14 protein-coding genes are annotated in these 17,280 nt (G+C 53.0%); 7 read left to right on the forward strand and 7 right to left on the reverse strand.

All coding sequences use genetic code 11. From position 1 onward, the window contains the following. Nucleotides 1-215: 215 nt before the first annotated feature. Nucleotides 216-1,202, reverse strand: coding sequence for a Gfo/Idh/MocA family protein (locus tag KP80_RS11170; protein ID WP_052283721.1), 987 nt, complete (start codon nt 1,200-1,202; stop codon nt 216-218). A 72-nt stretch (nt 1,203-1,274) separates the two neighbouring features. Continuing rightward, nucleotides 1,275-1,775, reverse strand: a complete 501-nt coding sequence (locus tag KP80_RS11175; protein ID WP_052283722.1) for a YgjP-like metallopeptidase domain-containing protein — start codon at nt 1,773-1,775, stop codon at nt 1,275-1,277. 83 nt (nt 1,776-1,858) lie between these two features. On the opposite strand from KP80_RS11175, the gene rlmG reads away from it, so the two are divergent. Further along, nucleotides 1,859-2,995, forward strand: coding sequence for a 23S rRNA (guanine(1835)-N(2))-methyltransferase RlmG (rlmG, locus tag KP80_RS11180; RefSeq protein ID WP_052283723.1), 1,137 nt, complete (start codon nt 1,859-1,861; stop codon nt 2,993-2,995). A gap of 73 nt (nt 2,996-3,068) precedes the next feature. Here rlmG and KP80_RS11185 read toward each other — a convergent pair whose 3' ends face one another. The 4 genes from KP80_RS11185 to KP80_RS11200 form a co-directional block, all read right to left on the reverse strand. Then, complete coding sequence (locus tag KP80_RS11185; RefSeq protein WP_052283724.1) at nt 3,069-5,087, reverse strand: NADPH-dependent 2,4-dienoyl-CoA reductase; 2,019 nt, start codon at nt 5,085-5,087, stop codon at nt 3,069-3,071. A gap of 136 nt (nt 5,088-5,223) precedes the next feature. Beyond that, a complete protein-coding gene (locus tag KP80_RS11190; protein ID WP_052283725.1) occupies nt 5,224-6,306 on the reverse strand; it encodes an ABC transporter ATP-binding protein in 1,083 nt (360 codons plus the stop codon). Beyond that, the gene (locus tag KP80_RS11195) at nt 6,303-7,679 is read right to left on the reverse strand and encodes a phosphomannomutase/phosphoglucomutase (protein WP_052283726.1); all 1,377 of its coding nucleotides are present in this window, start codon (nt 7,677-7,679) and stop codon (nt 6,303-6,305) included. Before KP80_RS11195 ends, KP80_RS11190 begins: the two co-directional genes overlap by 4 nt. Before the next feature lie 29 nt (nt 7,680-7,708). Next, complete coding sequence (locus KP80_RS11200; RefSeq protein WP_052283727.1) at nt 7,709-8,761, reverse strand: LacI family DNA-binding transcriptional regulator; 1,053 nt, start codon at nt 8,759-8,761, stop codon at nt 7,709-7,711. A 194-nt stretch (nt 8,762-8,955) separates the two neighbouring features. Here KP80_RS11200 and KP80_RS11205 point away from each other — a divergent pair, with 194 nt between their 5' ends. From KP80_RS11205 to KP80_RS11230, 6 genes are read left to right on the forward strand one after another with little or no spacing between them, the layout of a single operon-like run. Beyond that, nucleotides 8,956-10,245, forward strand: a complete 1,290-nt coding sequence (locus tag KP80_RS11205) for an ABC transporter substrate-binding protein (protein ID WP_052283728.1) — start codon at nt 8,956-8,958, stop codon at nt 10,243-10,245. Nucleotides 10,246-10,254: 9 nt separating this feature from the next. Next, nucleotides 10,255-11,121 (forward strand): carbohydrate ABC transporter permease, encoded by an 867-nt coding sequence (locus tag KP80_RS11210; RefSeq protein ID WP_052283729.1) that lies wholly within the window; start codon nt 10,255-10,257, stop codon nt 11,119-11,121. Beyond that, a complete protein-coding gene (locus KP80_RS11215) occupies nt 11,122-11,949 on the forward strand; it encodes a carbohydrate ABC transporter permease (protein ID WP_052283730.1) in 828 nt (275 codons plus the stop codon). 11 nt (nt 11,950-11,960) lie between these two features. Next, nucleotides 11,961-13,547 (forward strand): alpha-glucosidase, encoded by a 1,587-nt coding sequence (locus KP80_RS11220; RefSeq protein ID WP_052283731.1) that lies wholly within the window; start codon nt 11,961-11,963, stop codon nt 13,545-13,547. Further along, entirely contained in the window at nt 13,528-14,586 is a 1,059-nt protein-coding gene (locus KP80_RS11225; protein ID WP_052283732.1) for a glycoside hydrolase family 130 protein, read from the forward strand. The genes KP80_RS11220 and KP80_RS11225 overlap by 20 nt, the downstream gene beginning before the upstream one ends. Then, nucleotides 14,562-15,500, forward strand: coding sequence for a DUF1861 family protein (locus tag KP80_RS11230; protein WP_156315643.1), 939 nt, complete (start codon nt 14,562-14,564; stop codon nt 15,498-15,500). Before KP80_RS11225 ends, KP80_RS11230 begins: the two co-directional genes overlap by 25 nt. A 40-nt stretch (nt 15,501-15,540) precedes the next feature. Here KP80_RS11230 and ygjG read toward each other — a convergent pair whose 3' ends face one another. Next, nucleotides 15,541-16,932 (reverse strand): putrescine aminotransferase, encoded by a 1,392-nt coding sequence (gene ygjG, locus KP80_RS11235; protein WP_052283734.1) that lies wholly within the window; start codon nt 16,930-16,932, stop codon nt 15,541-15,543. Nucleotides 16,933-17,280: the final 348 nt, after the last annotated feature.

Consider the following 17,280-nt stretch of genomic DNA (forward strand, 5'->3'; position numbering starts at 1 on the left):
TTTTATGCATAGACCTCGCCTTCCGGCAAGGTCTCACTTACAACAAGAAAGGAATACGCGTTCGTATTCCTTTTTCGTTGCCCGGCGACCGGATACGGTTTTACACGTATCGTAATGACGATCCACCGACAAGGAAGTTACTCCCCTTTGCAGGTAACAAAATATGTCAGGTCACTGATTTCGTCAATGACCCGCCATCTCTCATTTACGTTGTTTTACGAAGCCTGCGCATCCGCTGGGAAAACGACGCCGGTCTGGCGACGAATTTCGGTCTGTACTTTAGCGGTAATGCGGCTGACTTCGAGTCCAGGGTGTTCCACTTCGTTGTTTTCGACCAGGCGCGCAAACTCTTCAGCTTCATACAGCATAGTATTGATATGCTGAGGCTGGCTGAGATCCTGTGCTTTGCTGCCGCGAGGCACGAAGGAAAGCTTCTGGCACTCGGAGATTTTCTCGATAATCAGCGCCCCGGCTTCCCCCTGAATCTCGCTTGGCAGGTTAGAATCGCTGACTTTGGAGTGCTGCAGCGTGACGCTGAAATCACCGTAATCCATCACCACCACGCCGTGCGCATCAACGCCGCTGTCCAGCAGACTGGCGGAGGCCTGAATGTGCTTCGGCTCGCCCCACAGCGCGACCGCAGAGGCCAGGCAGTAAAAACCGATATCCATAATCGAGCCGTTGGAGAAGGCAGGGTTAAATGTATTGGGGTTTTCGCCGTTGAGATAGCGCTGATAGCGGGAGGAATACTGGCAGTAGTTGATAAACGCTTTACGGATCTGACCGAGCTTTGGCAGCGCCTGTTGCAGTAGCTGGAAATTGGGTAAGCTGGCCGTTTTAAACGCTTCGAACAGCACCACCTGGTTTTCACGGGCGAGAGCAATAGCCCGCTCCGCTTCGCGCAGGTTAGAGGCCAGCGGCTTCTCGCAAATGACGTGTTTTTTATGGCGTAAGAACAGCTCGGTTTGCGGGAAGTGCAATGAGTTTGGACTGGCAATATACACTGCATCAATATCATCGCTTTGCGCCATGGCTTCAAGCGAAGTGAACAGATGCTCGACGGGATAATCGTTGGCGAAGCTTTGCGCCTGTTCAAGGCTGCGGGAATAAACGGCGGTTAACTTGTACTTGCCGGTCTCATGAGCGGCATCGACAAACTGGCGGGTGATCCAGTTTGTCCCAATCACAGCGAAACGTATCATAAACGCCTTCAGGCTCCATAAAGGGATTCTTTCGTCAATGTATCACGCCTTTATGACAATGCCAGTGCCCGACTACGCAGTTTCCTTTAATGACAGGTGCGTCAGCCACAAACGGGTATCAAACTCCAACTGGTGGTACTGCGGTTCCATATAACAGCACAGCTGATAGAACGCTTTATCGTGTTCTTTTTCTTTTAAGTGTGCGAGTTCGTGAACCACAATCATTTTGAGAAAGGCTTCCGGGGCGTTGCGAAATACGGTGGCAACGCGGATTTCAGCTTTAGCTTTGAGCTTACCGCCCTGCACGCGTGATACCGCCGTGTGCAGCCCGAGTGCGTTTTTCAACACGTGGATCTTGTTGTCATACATGACTTTATTGATCGGCGGTGCGTTACGCAGAAACTGGCTTTTCAGATCCTGGGTGTACTGCCAGAGCGCTTTATCGGTAGCAAAATCGTGCGTGCCGGGATAGCGTTTCTCCAGCACCGTGCCCAGACGCCGTTCGGTGATTAACGTGCGCACCTGAGTCAGTAAATGCTCCGGGTATCCCTGGAGGTAAGTTAGTTGGTTCATCTTCACCCACGCAAATCATAAAAAGTGTATACTCACGCACCCTTTTCAGGGATACGCCGTAATTTTACCATTCAGGAGGGCCGATGAGCCACATAGACAACGGTTTCCGTTCGCTAACACTAAAACGTTTCCCGGAAACGGATGACGTTAACCCGCTGCTGGCGTGGGAAGCGGCGGATGAGTATCTGCTGCAGCAGCTGGACGATACTGAGATTAGCGGCCCGGTGTTAATCCTGAATGATACCTTCGGTGCGCTGGGCTGTGCGCTAGCGGATCATACGCCTTACAGCATTGGTGATTCATACTTAAGTGAGTTGGCAACGCGTGAAAACCTGCGCCACAACGACATCGCCGAATCCAGCGTTAAATTCCTCGACAGCACCGCCGAGTACCCGCAGGCGCCGGGCGTGGTGCTGATTAAGATCCCAAAAACCATGGCGTTGCTGGAACAGCAGCTGCGTGCGCTGCGCGATGTTTTGACACCCCAAACGCGTATTATCGCCGGCGCGAAAGCCCGCGATATTCATACCTCGACGCTTGAGCTGTTTGAAAAAGTGCTCGGCCCAACCACCACCACGCTGGCATGGAAAAAAGCGCGTCTGATCAACTGTACTTTCAGTAAACCAGAATTAGCCGATACTTCCTTGACCCTGAGCTGGAAGCTGGAAGGCACCGAGTGGACCATCCACAACCACGCTAACGTCTTCTCCCGCACCGGGCTGGATATCGGCGCGCGCTTCTTTATGCAGCATCTGCCGGATAACCTGGAAGGTGAGATTGTTGATCTCGGCTGTGGCAACGGTGTTATTGGGATGACGCTGCTGGAGAAAAATCCGCAGGCGAGCGTGGTGTTTGTCGATGAGTCGCCGATGGCCGTTGCCTCCAGCCGTCTCAACGTGGAAACTAACCTGCCAGACGCACTGGATCGCTGCGAGTTTATGATCAACAACGCCCTTTCTGGCGTTGAACCGTTCCGCTTTAACGCGGTACTGTGCAATCCACCGTTCCACCAGAAACACGCGCTGACTGATAACATTGCGTGGGAGATGTTCCACCATGCGCGTCGCTGTCTGAAAATCAACGGCGAGCTGTACATCGTGGCCAACCGTCACCTCGATTACTTCCACAAGCTGAAGAAGATTTTCGGCAACTGCGAAACCATCGCCACCAACAATAAATTCGTGGTGCTGAAAGCGGTGAAACTCGGCCGTCGCCGTTAATCGCTGGCGCTAGCGTGTAATAGAAACGTTTTATCCGGCCTGATGAAGACCAGGCCGGATAAAAGCGAGAGGGCTATATTTCCAGCGCCAATCGGGTGCCTTGCGCGATAGCGCGTCGGGCATCCAGTTCTCCTGCGACATCGCTCCCGCCGATAAGATGCACCGTTTTACCCGCAGCCTGCAGCGGTTCCGCCAGCGCCCGGTTGGGCTCCTGACCGGCGCAGATAATCACGTTATCGACCGTCAGTGTTTGCGCTTCGCCATTGATTTCCACATGTAATCCCGCATCGTCAATTCTTTGGTAACTCACCGCAGGGATCATTTTCACCCCGCGCGAAAGCAGGGTAGTGCGATGGATCCAGCCGGTGGTTTTGCCTAGCCCTTCACCTGGTTTACTGGCTTTACGCTGTAGCATGACGATCTGCCGTGGGCTACGTGCCAGATGCGGGCCTTCCGGACGCAGACCGCCTGCCTGCTGTAGGCTGGTGTCGATCCCCCATTCGACGCAAAATTCGGCAATATTCTGGCTGGTTGGATTACCGGGCTGGCTAAGATACATGGCAGTATCAAAACCGATGCCGCCGCAGCCGATAATCGCGACGCGCTGGCCTACCGGGGCTTTATCGCGCAGCACATCCAGATAGGTCAGGACTTTCGGATGATCGATACCGTCGATCGGCGGCGTGCGCGGCGTGATCCCGGTGGCGAGAATGGTCTCATCAAAGTGCAGAAGATCGTCGGCGCTAACCCGCTGATTCAGCTTCAGCGTCACGCCGGTGATGTCGATCATTCGGCGGTAATAGCGCAGCGTTTCATAAAATTCTTCTTTGCCAGGGATCTGCTTGGCGATATTGAACTGCCCGCCGATCTCGGCGTTGCCGTCAAACAGCGTGACCAGATGACCGCGTGAGGCGGCATTGATGGCAAAAGCCAGACCCGCCGGGCCGGCGCCAACCACCGCCAGATTCTTGCGATGTGCCGCCGGTACAATAGGCATTTTGGTTTCATGGCAGGCGCGAGGGTTCACCAGGCAAGATGTCACTTTGCCGACGAAGATCTGATCCAGGCAGGCCTGGTTACAGCCGATACAGGTGTTGATCTCGTCGGCGCGTCCGGATTGTGCCTTTGACAGCAGCTCGGCATCGGCGAGGAAGGGGCGTGCCATGGAGACCATGTCGGCGTCGCCGCGTGACAAAATGTCATCGGCCACCTGCGGATCGTTGATACGGTTAGTGGTGACCAGCGGGATCGTCACATGACCTTTCAGCTTGCGTGTTACCCAGCTGAATGCACCACGCGGTACCGGTGTGGCGATAGTGGGGATCCGCGCTTCGTGCCAGCCGATCCCGGTATTGATGATCGTGGCACCGGCGGCCTCAATGGCTTTTGCCAATAGGACGGTTTCATCAAAAGTACCGCCGTTGTCGACCAGATCGAGCATCGACAGGCGGTAGACGATAATAAAGTTTTTCCCCACCCGCTGACGTACTGCGCGCACTACCTCCACGGCAAAACGCATACGGTTGGCATATTCTCCGCCCCACTCATCGTCACGCTGATTGGTGCGCGCGGCTAGAAATTCGTTAATCAAATACCCTTCCGACCCCATCACTTCTACGCCATCGTAGCCCGCTTCCCGCGCCAGCTGGGCGCAGTGGGCGAAGTCTTCAATCAATGTGAGGATCTCGTCATGAGTCAATGCATGTGGTGTGAAGCGGTTTATCGGCGCCTGTAGGGCGGAAGGCGCAACCAGCTTTGGCTGGTAGCTGTAGCGACCGGTGTGCAGGATTTGCAGGGCAATTTTGCCGCCTTCCTGATGCACCGCGTCGGTAATCACGCGGTGATGCGGTACCTGGCTTGCGTCGTTCAGCATCGCACCGCCCGCCATCCCGACACCGGTGGCATCCGGTGCGATTCCGCCGCTGACGATAAGCGCCACGCCGTGACGCGCTCGCTCGGCGTAGAAAGCCGCCAGACGCTCCGCGCCGTCGGGATACTCCTCAAGCCCGGTGTGCATAGACCCCATCAGCACACGGTTTTTAAGCTGGGTAAAACCCAGATCGAGCGGGGCGAACAGCGACGGATAGCTCATAAGAATGTCCAGTATGTGAAATTATTGTTATGTGGTCGGATGAGTTACTAATTTAGCCGTCGGCGGGAAAAAGGGAAAAGGGGAATGCGATGATTGTGATGGGATTCAAAGAACGCCCCCGTGTCGGGGGCGTCTCTTAAAGAGCTGGTGTGGCGAATACCACTCGCTTACCCAGCGCATCGAACAGATGGAGATGCGATTCTTGCACGCTCAGAGTCAGCGGCTGCTGAGGTGGGAAACTCAGCTGCTGGAATGACTTCAGGCAAACAGAGTGGCCATCAATGTCCAGCCACACCAGCGTTGAATCTCCCTGGAGTTCACATAGGCGTGTGCGACCGGTAAGGCTAAAATCACCCGGCTGCTGATATTGCATATGCTCCGGGCGGATGGCGACAAACATCTTGTCACCATCCCGAACACCGATAGGCTGGCGAGAGAGGGGGAAGGCGATGTCATCAGTGATATACAGCGTGCCCTGGCGCCAAACGGCAGGCAGGATATTGATTTTAGGCGTGCCGATAAACTCAGCGACAAATAGGTTTGCCGGGGTGTTATAAAGCTCAAGCGGCGTGCCGACCTGTTCAATTTTTCCTTTGTAGAGCACGACGATACGGTCAGCCAGCGTCATGGCTTCGACTTGATCGTGGGTCACATAAATCATAGTGTTTTTCAGTGTGTTATGAAGCTGCTGGATCTCCTGGCGCATCTCCACCCGCAGTGCGGCGTCGAGGTTGGAAAGCGGTTCATCAAATAAGAACAGTTCGGGCTCCTGAACAATCGAACGCCCAATCGCCACGCGCTGTCGCTGGCCGCCGGAAAGATTTTGCGGCAGCCGGTTGAGCATCTCATCCAGCTTTAGCATATTGGCTGCATGATTGATACGCCGGGTGATTTCGTCGGCGGGCGTTTTGATATTGCGTAGCCCAAAGGAGAGGTTCTCGCGTACCGTCATATGGGGATAGAGAGCGTAGGACTGAAAAACCATGGATAGGCTGCGTTTACCCGCTGCCAGATGGGTGACGTCCTTCTCTCCCATTATCATTTTGCCGCTATCGGGCATTTCAAGCCCGGCAATCATCCGCAGCAGCGTCGACTTACCGCAGCCGGAAGGGCCTACCAGTACGATAAATTCCCCGGAGGCAATCTCCAGTGATAGGTTTTCAATGATGGTGGATTTATCGTATTTCTTATGAATATTGCTGAGATAAAGGGCTGTCACAGAGTCTCCTTTGCGGCAATAAATGCCAGTACTTCTTCGGTTTTTTCGGCCAGCAGGCGGGTATCGCCACGGGTTTCCACGTTCAAACGCAGCAGCGGTTCGGTATTTGATCCTCGAAGGTTAAAGCGCCAATGAGCAAAGGCCAGGCTCACTCCATCGCAATCGTCATACTGCGGGGCCTGGGATTGATAATGCTCGATGATGCTTTTCAAGAGTGCGGCAGGATGGCTAACCACTCGGTTGATCTCGCCTGATACCGGAAAACGCGCCTGTGCATCGCGAATAAACGCCGACAAGGGTTGATGACGACAGCCAATAATTTGCAGCATCAATATCAGCGGGATCATCCCGCTATCGCAGTAGCCAAAATCACGGAAGTAGTGATGTCCGCTCATTTCGCCGCCGTAAATAGCATCTTCCTGACGCATGCGGGCTTTGATAAAAGCGTGCCCCGTTTTGCTGATAATCGGCACGCCACCACATTGATTGATAATGTCGAGACTGTTCCAGATTAAACGCGGGTCGATGATCACGTGACTCGCTGGCGCTTGCTGTAAGAAGTGCCGGGCAAAGAGTCCTACCAGGTAATAGCTCTCAATAAATTCACCGTGCTCATCGAAGAAAAAACAGCGATCGAAATCGCCATCCCAGGCGATGCCAAAATCAGCGTGATGGGCAATGACCGCCTGCTGTGTGACGGTTCGGTTTTCGGCCAGCATGGGATTGGGCACACCTGCGGGAAAGTGGCCGTCGGGTTGATGATGAAGGCGGATAAACTCAACGGGCACACCGATATTTTTAAGCGCCTCGGCCAGAGCGTCGAGCGCTGGGCCAGCCGTGCCATGCCCGGAGTTGACCACGATACGCAGCGGTCGTATAAGCCGAAGCCTGAGAAAACGCAGTAGACACTGGATCCAGGCAGGGCGATTATCGTAAGCCGTGAGAATGCCACGGTGCACGGCAGGGGGAAAATCGTTGTTTTCAGCCAGCGCTTTGATGTCGAGCAGGCCGTTATCATTGCTGATGGGACGCGCCTCTTCACGAACCAGCTTCATGCCGTTGTACTGGGCTGGATTGTGGCTCGCTGTAATTTGGATCCCGCCGTCTGCGCGCAGTTCACGCGTGGCAAAGTAAATCTCTTCAGTCCCCGTTAGACCAATATCAATGACGTCGACGCCGCTGGCCATAAGTCCTTGCGCCAGTGCAGCTTTTAGCTCCTCCGAACTCAAGCGAATATCTGCACCGATGACAACGCGCCGAGGTTTGAGCCAGGCGGCATAGGCGCGGCCGATGCGAAAGGCGATCCCGGCCGTGAGTTCGGTACCGACTTCACCACGAATGTCGTAAGCTTTAAAACAGGTCAGTTCATCCATAATCCACTCTTCTGTTAAGCGATGGGGTCTCAGGCCGTTTCCCGCACAATGAGCTGATATTCCAGCGCATAGTGAGTAATCGGCCCATTTTTGAGCAGTAATTCAACGGCGATTTCCCCTTTGCGTTCCGCATCCTGGGCGATAGTGGTCAGCCCGATGCCGTTGACTTCGGGCGCCATGTTGTCAAAACCGGTGATCGCCACGCGTTCAGGAATAGCCAGGTGATTACGCTGGCAATAATTCACCGCACCAATAGCAAAACGATCGGACAAACAAATCAGTGCGGTAATGTGGGGATGGGTAGTGAGCAACGCTTCTGCGGCCTGCTCGCCATGCTTTTCGTCATGTTGGGTTTCATAGAGCCAGCTATCCTCAAGCGGGATGTCATGTTCATGAAAAACCTCACGGCAGGCGTTCACTCGCGTCAACATCAAGGAGTTATCACCGGTTATTGTGTGTTCAAGATGGCGTAACCCTTGAATGCCTGGGCGTGAAGAGAAGGCAATGATGCCAAAGTGGCGATGGCCTTTTTGAATCAGGTATGTCGCGATATCGCGCATGGCGCAGGCGTTATCAATGGATACGCTGCTGTACTGGGGTAATTGAAAATCAAGCGTGACAATGGGGAGATGGCGGGCAAGGGTTTGTTGAATGGCCACCGCGTTGCTGTAAGTGGCGTTAAGAATATAGCCATCAACCAGGGTAGTCAGCGTCGTCGTTTGACATGTCGTCCCTTTTTGCAGCGGAATGAGCACCAGGTTGATATTTTGTTGTTCACAGCATATTGCAATCCCGCGCATGAGCTTCATGTCATGGGGATCGATAAAGACGTAGCTCATTGAGTCATTGAATATGACACCGATAGCGTCTGACTTACCCGTCCGCAGTGCCCGAGCGAGCTTATCAGGCCCCTGAAACCCGACGGATTCTGCGTAGGATAAAATTCGCCCACGTAAAACAGTGGAGAGTTTCTCTGGATTATTCCATGCATTCGATACGCTGGTGTGCGAAATATTCATTTCTTTAGCCAATGATTTAATCGTAACCCTATCTTTTCTTCTTTCTTTGTATTTATTTGGCATCGTGTTTTCTTATTTTATATTCCTAGTGATTATGTTTTTATTTATCACTGATGGCCGCTGAGTTTATCGTTAAACAAAAATGATTTTGTGATTTGTTTAACGATAAACATAAAAAAGGGGTGTTAATTTACGCCTCGTTTAAAGCAGGGTTGCGATAAGCCAATAACAGTTATTCAGCGTTAGGGAGAGATATTGTGAAATATTCAACGGTTGCTAAATTGACTGCGTCAATATTACTTAGCCTCTGTATTTCCGGCTGTGGTCCGGATGACAAACAGGATCCGCAAGATAGCGCTAAAACACCAATCAAGATGTGGGTTGCGCCGAATGAAAATGAAGAGGCGTTCTGGAATAAAATGGTGGCTGAATGGAATAAAGACGCCTCGCATACGCCCGTTGAATTTACAACTATTCCTGCGGCTAATAGTTCGGAAGAAGCTATTATGAATGCATTGGCTTCTGGAACTGAACCCGATATTTCCAGCAATATCTTTATTGGCTTTGCCAGCCAGCTTGTTGATGTTGGGCAGATCGAAGATTTATCCAGAATGCCGGGGTTTAATGAACTGGTGAACACTCGCCAAATGACGGCAATCCTGCCAGCCTGGAAGCTCAATGGTCAGCAAAATGTTCTGCCGATTTATATCAACCCTATCGTCTGGTGGTGGCGCGGTGATTTGCTGAAAAAATATGGCTTTGACCATGTTCCAACGAGCTATGACGAACTCTATCAGCTGGCAGCACGCAGGGCGTCGGATAACCATGGCTACGTGATGCAGCTTACCGCTGGGAAGAACTGGTGGGAACGCTGGTTTGACTTTATTCCACTGTATTACGCGCAGAGCGCGGGCAAAAGCTATGTGGCGGATAAAAAGGCCGACTTCAATAATCCTGCAGGCCATGCCGTACTGACATTTATGGGGAAAGTGTTTGCCAACAAGTGGAGCAGCTACGACTTCACCGCCGCTGATGACCCGCTAGCGACCGGCCAGGTACTGGCTTCTGCTCGTGGTCCATGGGATCTCGCCCGCTATCGTAAGCAATATCCAGATGTGCTGAAAACCATTCAGATTGGCCCAATAATGACCGAAAGCGGCAGGGGCCACCCGCATACGTTTGGCGATAGCAAAGGGATGGTCATGTTCAGCTCCAGCAAGCACAAAGCAGAAGCCTGGGCATTCATCCAATGGGTATTCGGCAACGCCGAGCATGACCGCAGCTGGCTGGAACTGACCGGCATGCCGCCGGCGCGTGCTGACCTGATGACCAACCCGTTGTTCACCCAGTATTTCGAACATAATCCGCTGGAGAAAGACATTGCCTCCTATGTTGATGTCGCGCTGCCACCGGTGGCGACGACGCAAACCACGGAAGTCCAGCGCAGTATGACGCAAATGCTTGAGCGGGTGATATTTAACCATGACGATCCAAGCAAGGCGCTGGAGCAGTCTCAACAAGAAATTAACGCTTTGTTGGCCAAATAAGGGGGATCAATGGCCGGATATGATTCCCGTACCGGAGGCCTGCTGGCCTCCGTATGGATTGGTTATTCACTACTGTTCTGGTTTTACCCACTCGCCTGGCTGTTGGTGCTAAGCGTCACTCACTGGCAGTTTATTGGGACGCCCCGGTTTACGGGGCTACAAAATATTATTGGCGTAGTAAATGACCAGTTATTCTGGACATCCATGTGGAATATCTGCCGCTTCTTGATGTGGTATTTACCCATTGTCTTTATGACTTCATTACTCTTTGCCGCCGGTTTGCGGAGAATTAAATATGGTAAGGGATTTATTGCACTGAGTTTTTTACTGGCGAATATCTCATCAGGCGTGGCGTATTCAATTGTATTTGCCAAACTGTTCAGTGAATATGGCCCGGTTAATCAGTTCTTAAATAATTCTTTTGGTATTTCCGTTCCCTGGTTTACCAACCCAGACTGCGCGATGTTGTCCATCGCACTTATCGTGACGTGGAAATTTGTGGGATATTACGGTCTGATCCTTTATTCCGGGATGCAGTCTATTCCACATGATATTTACAGTGCGGCGATACTGGATAAAACTGGACGTTTTAAACAGGGCTGGGCGATAACTTTGCCGATGATGAATCCGCAAATTGTGATGGTCATGGTGCTGGCGATTACCGTTGCTTTCAGTATTTTCACCGAACCTTATCTAATTACCGGCGGTGGGCCATTGAACAGTACGACCAGTCCGATGGTGGTGATGTATGAAGCGGCCTTCCAGAATATGAAGCCGACCTGGGCTGCCGCCATGTCCATTATCGTTGCGGGCTGTAGCTTCCTGGCAATTTGGCTGTTCCGCAAACTGTTTGAAAAAAATATCGAGATTGTGTGAATGAAAAAACTCACTCCTCTGAGCCTGGTAATTCATGCGGTGATGTTTTTACTGGCACTGAGCTGGCTCTATCCGTTTGTCTGGATGGTTATCTCTTCGTTGAAACCTACGGCGGAAATCTATACCACCAGCTTGTTTTCCGGGCATTTAACGCTGGAAAACTATGTCTTCCTTTTTGATAACAGCAATCGGGCGGATAAACCATTCCTGCGGACGCTGTGTAATTCGCTGTTTGTCTCCATCACTATTACGGCCTGCGTGACCGTGACCTCGATGCTGGTGGGATATGCGTTGGCCAAGACCGAGTTTCGCGGTAAAAACGCGTTCCGCAATTTGCTGATTGTGCAGATGGTGTTCCCGGTTTTTATGTTCATCATTCCGCAGTTTGTGCTGATGCGGGAGCTTGGGCTGATTAATGGCTATAGCGCGATGATCCTGCCCTATGCGATGAGCGCCTGGGGGATCTTTATGGTCTCACAGAGCTTCAAAGGGACACCGAATGACTACCTCTATGCCGCGCGTCTCGACCACGCCAATCTATGGGGCATTTTGCGGCATGTGATGATGCCATTGAATAAATCCATTCTGGCGATTGTCGCGTTGTTTACCTTTTCCAGTTCCTGGGACAACTTCCTCTGGCCGCTCATTGTCATGCGTGATGTCGACAAGATGCCGTTCTCGGTTCTTCTTGCCACCTTCAGTAAATCGTATGGCGTCTACCTGGGGCCAGTAATGGCGGGAGCCGTGGTGCAAATGCTGCCGGTGGTCGTGCTGTTTATCCTGTTCCGCAAATATTTCCTGCAGGGCATGTCGTTATCACTGAAATAAGGAACGTACCGGTGAATAAACACCCCTGGTGGCAGTCCTGTACCTGCTACCAAATTTATCTGCCCTCATTTTGTGATGGCAATGGCGACGGCATGGGCGATTTCCCCGGGCTGTTATCAAAAGTGGACTACCTCAATGCGCTGGGCGTAGGCGCTATTTGGATAACCCCCTTTTATCCCTCGCCGCTGGTAGATAACGGTTACGACATTAGCGACTACTGCGACGTTGATACGCGCTTTGGCACGCTGGCAGATTTTCGGGAGGTGGTGAAACGGTGCCACGCCTGCGGTATTCGGGTCATTATCGACCTGGTCGTTAACCATGTTTCGTCACAGCATCCCTGGTTTCTCGACGCCTGGAATAATCCAGCGAGCCGCTACCGGGACTACTTTTTGTTTAGCAAGCAGCCAAACAACTGGCAGTCATTTTTCTCCGGCAGCGCCTGGTGCGCGGAGCCGGATACCGGTGAGTATTACTACCATAAGTTCGCGCCGCAGCAGGTCGACTTGAACTGGCAGAACCCGCAGGTTGAACAGGAGATCTACCAGGTTATCGATTTCTGGAAAGCGCTGGGCGTGGATGGCTTTCGTTTTGATGTGATCAACTTTTTGACCATCCACGGCATCGGCCCTGATAACCCGGTGGAAAATGGCGAGCAGCAGCATCGGTTTGATATTAATCAACCGGGGATTATCGACACCTTAACGCGCCTGTGTCGCTATGTGCGTCAGCAGGGAAGCGCGTTTCTGATAGCCGAAATCGGCAGCGATGAGCTGGATATTCTGGCGCGCTATCAGGCGCCCGAGTTGATGGACGTGGTGTTTAATTTCAACATTGGCAGCCAGAAGACCTTTGATGTCTCACGCTTATGTGCCGAGATTAACGCCACGCAATCTCGGCAATCGGGCCCACCTACGCTCTTTTTCTCCAGCCACGATATGCCGCGGATGATTGGACGTTTTGGCGACGGGCCGCGTGATATTGAACGCGCCCGAGCGGTATTCGCGCTACAGCTGACCGTACGCGGCGTGCCGTTTATCTTCCAGGGCGAAGAGCTAGGGATGACCAATTATCTCCCCGAAACGGTGGAACAAATCTTTGATATACAGGGAGTAACCCATTATCAAACGGCATTACAACAAGGCCTGAATGCCGAACAGGCGCTGGCTCAAGCGATAGAACATTCCCGCGATGCTTCCCGCGCGCCGATGCTGTGGAGCGATGCTCCCTTTGCTGGATTCTCTTGTGTTCCCCCGTGGATGCCTGTCAGCGGGGACTATCCGCAAATCAATGCCGCGCGGCAGCGGCAAACACCGGCCTCGCTATGGCGGGATTACCAGACTCTCATTGCGCTACGGGCAAAAAGCGAAGCGCTGTGCATAGGAGAGTGCGGCCCGCTCTCACTGACCCAGGAGTGCGTATGGTTTACCCGTACAACGGGCAACGAACAGCTATGGGTGGCGATTAACTTTGGTGAGCCGATAGAGAACCCCTGGTGGAACATGACTGCGGATCTCCTCTACGGACAGGACGGCCAATGGCTAGGTAAAAATCAAATTCTGATGAAAAGGAAAGTTCATGAACAGACACAGCAATAACCCGCTAATCACCCCGAAAGATGTGGTGCCTTCACTGCCAGGGCGCAAAGTTGAATGCGTGTTTAACACCGGAGTCACCGAGTATCAGGGTGAAATTATTCTGCTTCTGCGCGTTGCGGAGAGCGTAGTGAATGATGATCCCCGGCTTATCGTCGTTCCGCTGCTGGAACCACATGAAGGCGGCTGGCGGCAGACCACGAAGACATTCGATCGTGGCGATGATCGCTATGATTTTAGCGATCCGCGCACCATTGTTTTAAAGAGCGATCCGGCGCAGCTGTGGCTGACTTCGATGTCCCATTTGCGCCTGGCGCGCAGTCAAGATGGCGTGCATTACACCATTGATAGCGAGCCTTTCATCATCGCGGATAGCCGCTATGAAGAGTTTGGTTGCGAAGATGCGCGCATCACGCAGATAGACGGTCTTTGGTATATCAACTATTCGGCAGTGTCATCGCTGGGTATCACCACCGCGCTGGCGACGACCCGGGACTTCATACACGTCGAAAAACAGGGCCTGATCCTCTGCCCGGACAATCGGGATGTCTGCTTCTTTCCGGAAAAAGTGGCCGGGCGTTATATGGCGCTGACGCGTCCGGCACCGAGCCACTTTGGCCACCCGGAAATCTGGATCTGCGAGTCTCCCGATATGCTGCACTGGGGCAATCATCGCCATTTGCTCGGACGTTCGGGGGATAAATGGGATTCGCGGAAGTCGGGCGGCGGTGCACCGCTGATTAAAACGGATCGCGGCTGGCTTGAGATTTATCACGGCGTTGATGCCGATCAGCGCTACTGTCTTGGTGCACTGTTACTGGATCTTAACGATCCGACGAAAATCCTGGCCAAATCGCCGGTACCTTTGCTCGAACCGACCGCTTCATACGAACGGGAAGGCTTCTTCGGTAACGTGGTCTTTACCTGCGGAACGCTGGTTCGTCATGAGACACTTCACGTTTGGTACGGCGCGGCGGATGAGTGTACCGCATTAGCCACGCTCCCGATGGATGCACTGTGGAAGCACTTAGGGCTAGCCTAATGCGTGATGATGTGAGCGAACTTTATCATCGCTATCGCGCTCATGCTCGGCCGCGCCGTAGTGGAAAAATGATTTTCCACGGCGTGGACGGGTATGACGTCTATAACCCGACGGCCCCTTTCCGTCATGCCGGGGCCTGGTGTATGGCAGCTCGCGTGGAGAAGCGTAACAGCGAGTATTCTGAGGTGCGCTTCTTTGCCTGGGACGGTGGGAATCATGCCACTTTGCTGGCTGACCTACCGACGTTTGCGCTACAGGATCCGTTTATCTGTATGCTTACCGGGCAACTGCTGTTTGGCGGCGTTGAAGTGGAGTATTCCGCGGACGATGTTCCTTTGCGCTGGCGTACGCTGTTTTTTATCGGCGACAGCCTGGAAACATTACGCCCTTTGGCAACCGGGCCATGGGGAATGAAAGATATCCGCCCCGTCTCCTTGCCGGATGGCCGCATTCTACTTTTCACTCGCCCGCAGGGCGAATGGGGTGGGCGTGGCACCATTGGTTGGACTATGCTCTCCAGCCTGGATGAGCTGAATGCACAGACAATTTCCCGCGCGACGCTGATTTCTCACCTTGATGAACAGTACTGGTGCGGCGTTAATACCGCCTATGTCCGTGCTGAAGGGGAGGTTCATGTGTTGGCGCATGTGGCTCGGTTCGATGAGAGGGGGGATCGTCACTACTACGCCGCACGTTTTATCTTCGATTATCTTCGCGGGCGTTCATCAGCGATGGAGATTATTGCATGCCGGGATGATTTTCTACCCGGAGAGTGTAAGCGTGAGGATCTGCGGGACGTTGTTTTTCCAGCCGGAGTGTGGGCTGACGGCAAAGGGGATACCCGGCTGTTTTGCGGTACCAGCGATTGTGAGGTTCAGTGGTTGGATATGACGGCGCTGTTTGGTGCCCAATAGGAAAAGGACGCCCTCGGCGGGTTTGCTGAGGGCGTATTTTTTACTGCTCTGTCGCCACCTGGTGTTGGCTGACTCGTAGTGCGGCCAGGGCGTTACGCGCTGCTTTTAGCACCTGATCGCACTGTTCCATCGTCAGAGTTAACGGTGGTTCAACGCGGATCGTCTTGGCATTGTTGAGGGTTCCGGCAACCAGTACGCGCTGGCGGAACATCTCACTGGCAAAGTTGTAGCCGATTTCGTTATCGACAAACTCAATCGCCATCAGCATTCCTTTCCCGCGCGCCTCGCGCACCAGATCCGGATACTCACGTGCCATACAGCGGAAACCGTCCAACAGGATATCGCCTTTCTGCTCTGCCTGAGCGGGCAGGTTTTCAGTGAGCAGCACGTTGATCGTAGCCAGCGCTGCCGCACAGGCCAGCGGGTTACCGCCAAAGGTGGTGGTGTGCAGGAACGGATTATCGAACAGTACGGAGAACACTTCTTCCGTAGCGACAGTGGCACCGATAGGCATCACCCCGCCGCCAAGCGCCTTGGCCAGGCACAGGATATCCGGCTGCACATTTTCATGCTCGCAGGCAAACATCTTGCCGGTACGGCCCATCCCGGTTTGAACTTCGTCAAAGATCAGCAATGCGCCGAACTCATCGCACAGCTTACGTACGGCAGGCAGATAGCCCTGAGGGGGCAGAATGACACCGCCTTCACCCTGAATAGGCTCAAGGATCACCGCCGCGACATCATCGCCGGTTTTCTGACATTCGCTGAGCATGGTACGCATCGCGTCGATATTGCCAAATGGCACGTGACGGAAGCCCGGCAGCAATGGCATAAACGGTTTGCGGAAAGTGGATTTAGCCGTAGCCGACAGCGCCCCGAGCGATTTACCGTGGAACGCGCCGCTGGTGGCGATGAAGGTAAATTTACCGCGTGGCGATTGATAAGCTTTAGCGAGCTTCAGCGCCGCTTCTACCGATTCGGTCCCGCTATTACTAAAGAAGCTGTACTTCAGTTTGCCCGGCGCCAGTGCTGCCAGCGTTTTCGCAAGCATTGCACGCAGTGGATCGAGCAGTTCCTGGCTGTGAAGCGGTTGTTTGGCGAGCTGATTCTGTACGGCGGAAACCACCACTGGATTACGGTGCCCCACGTTGAAAATACCAAAACCGCCCAGGCAATCCAGAAACTCCTGGCCCTGGGTGTCGACAAGCGTATTTAACCCTCCCGCCTGCCACTCTACGGCTCCGTAATCCCCACCGGCTGTTACAGATTTTCGGTACTCTAAAAACCCCGGATTCACATGTTCTTTAAAGTATTCCCTGACCTCCTGATTAAGAGCTTTCATCTCCTCATGTGAGAGCGTTCGTTTCTCAATGAGATTCAGTGCGTGTGCGCTGCAGGCCAGAGCCGATGCGCTGGAAGGTAACCTGTTCAAAATGTGCTCCCGGGACTCACGTATCACATGATACTGAGTTAAGTATTGCAGGGATTACGCCACTTCAGCGGCTACGGTGAAAATCGGGATAAATGCCAGGGAAAAACGCGTCTGTACAATATTTAATCGTCCAGCGTAGCGGGGAGGCTCAAAAAGGGAGGAGTGGGCTGCGACCTGAATGTGCAGGGTGCTCGAGCGTGGTGCGCGTTTTGCGCCACGGTTGCGCGCCGTGCAAAAAGTAGGGCTTTTGTTGATTTTGCGATCTAACGCAAAATTAACAATTAAGGTTAATTAAATAACCTCCGATATAACAATTGTAATACATTTTCTTTCCGCACCTGAAAAGGA

It is taken from the genome of Kluyvera genomosp. 1, from assembly GCF_001266615.1.
In the GTDB taxonomy this organism is placed as follows: domain Bacteria; phylum Pseudomonadota; class Gammaproteobacteria; order Enterobacterales; family Enterobacteriaceae; genus Kluyvera; species Kluyvera cryocrescens_A.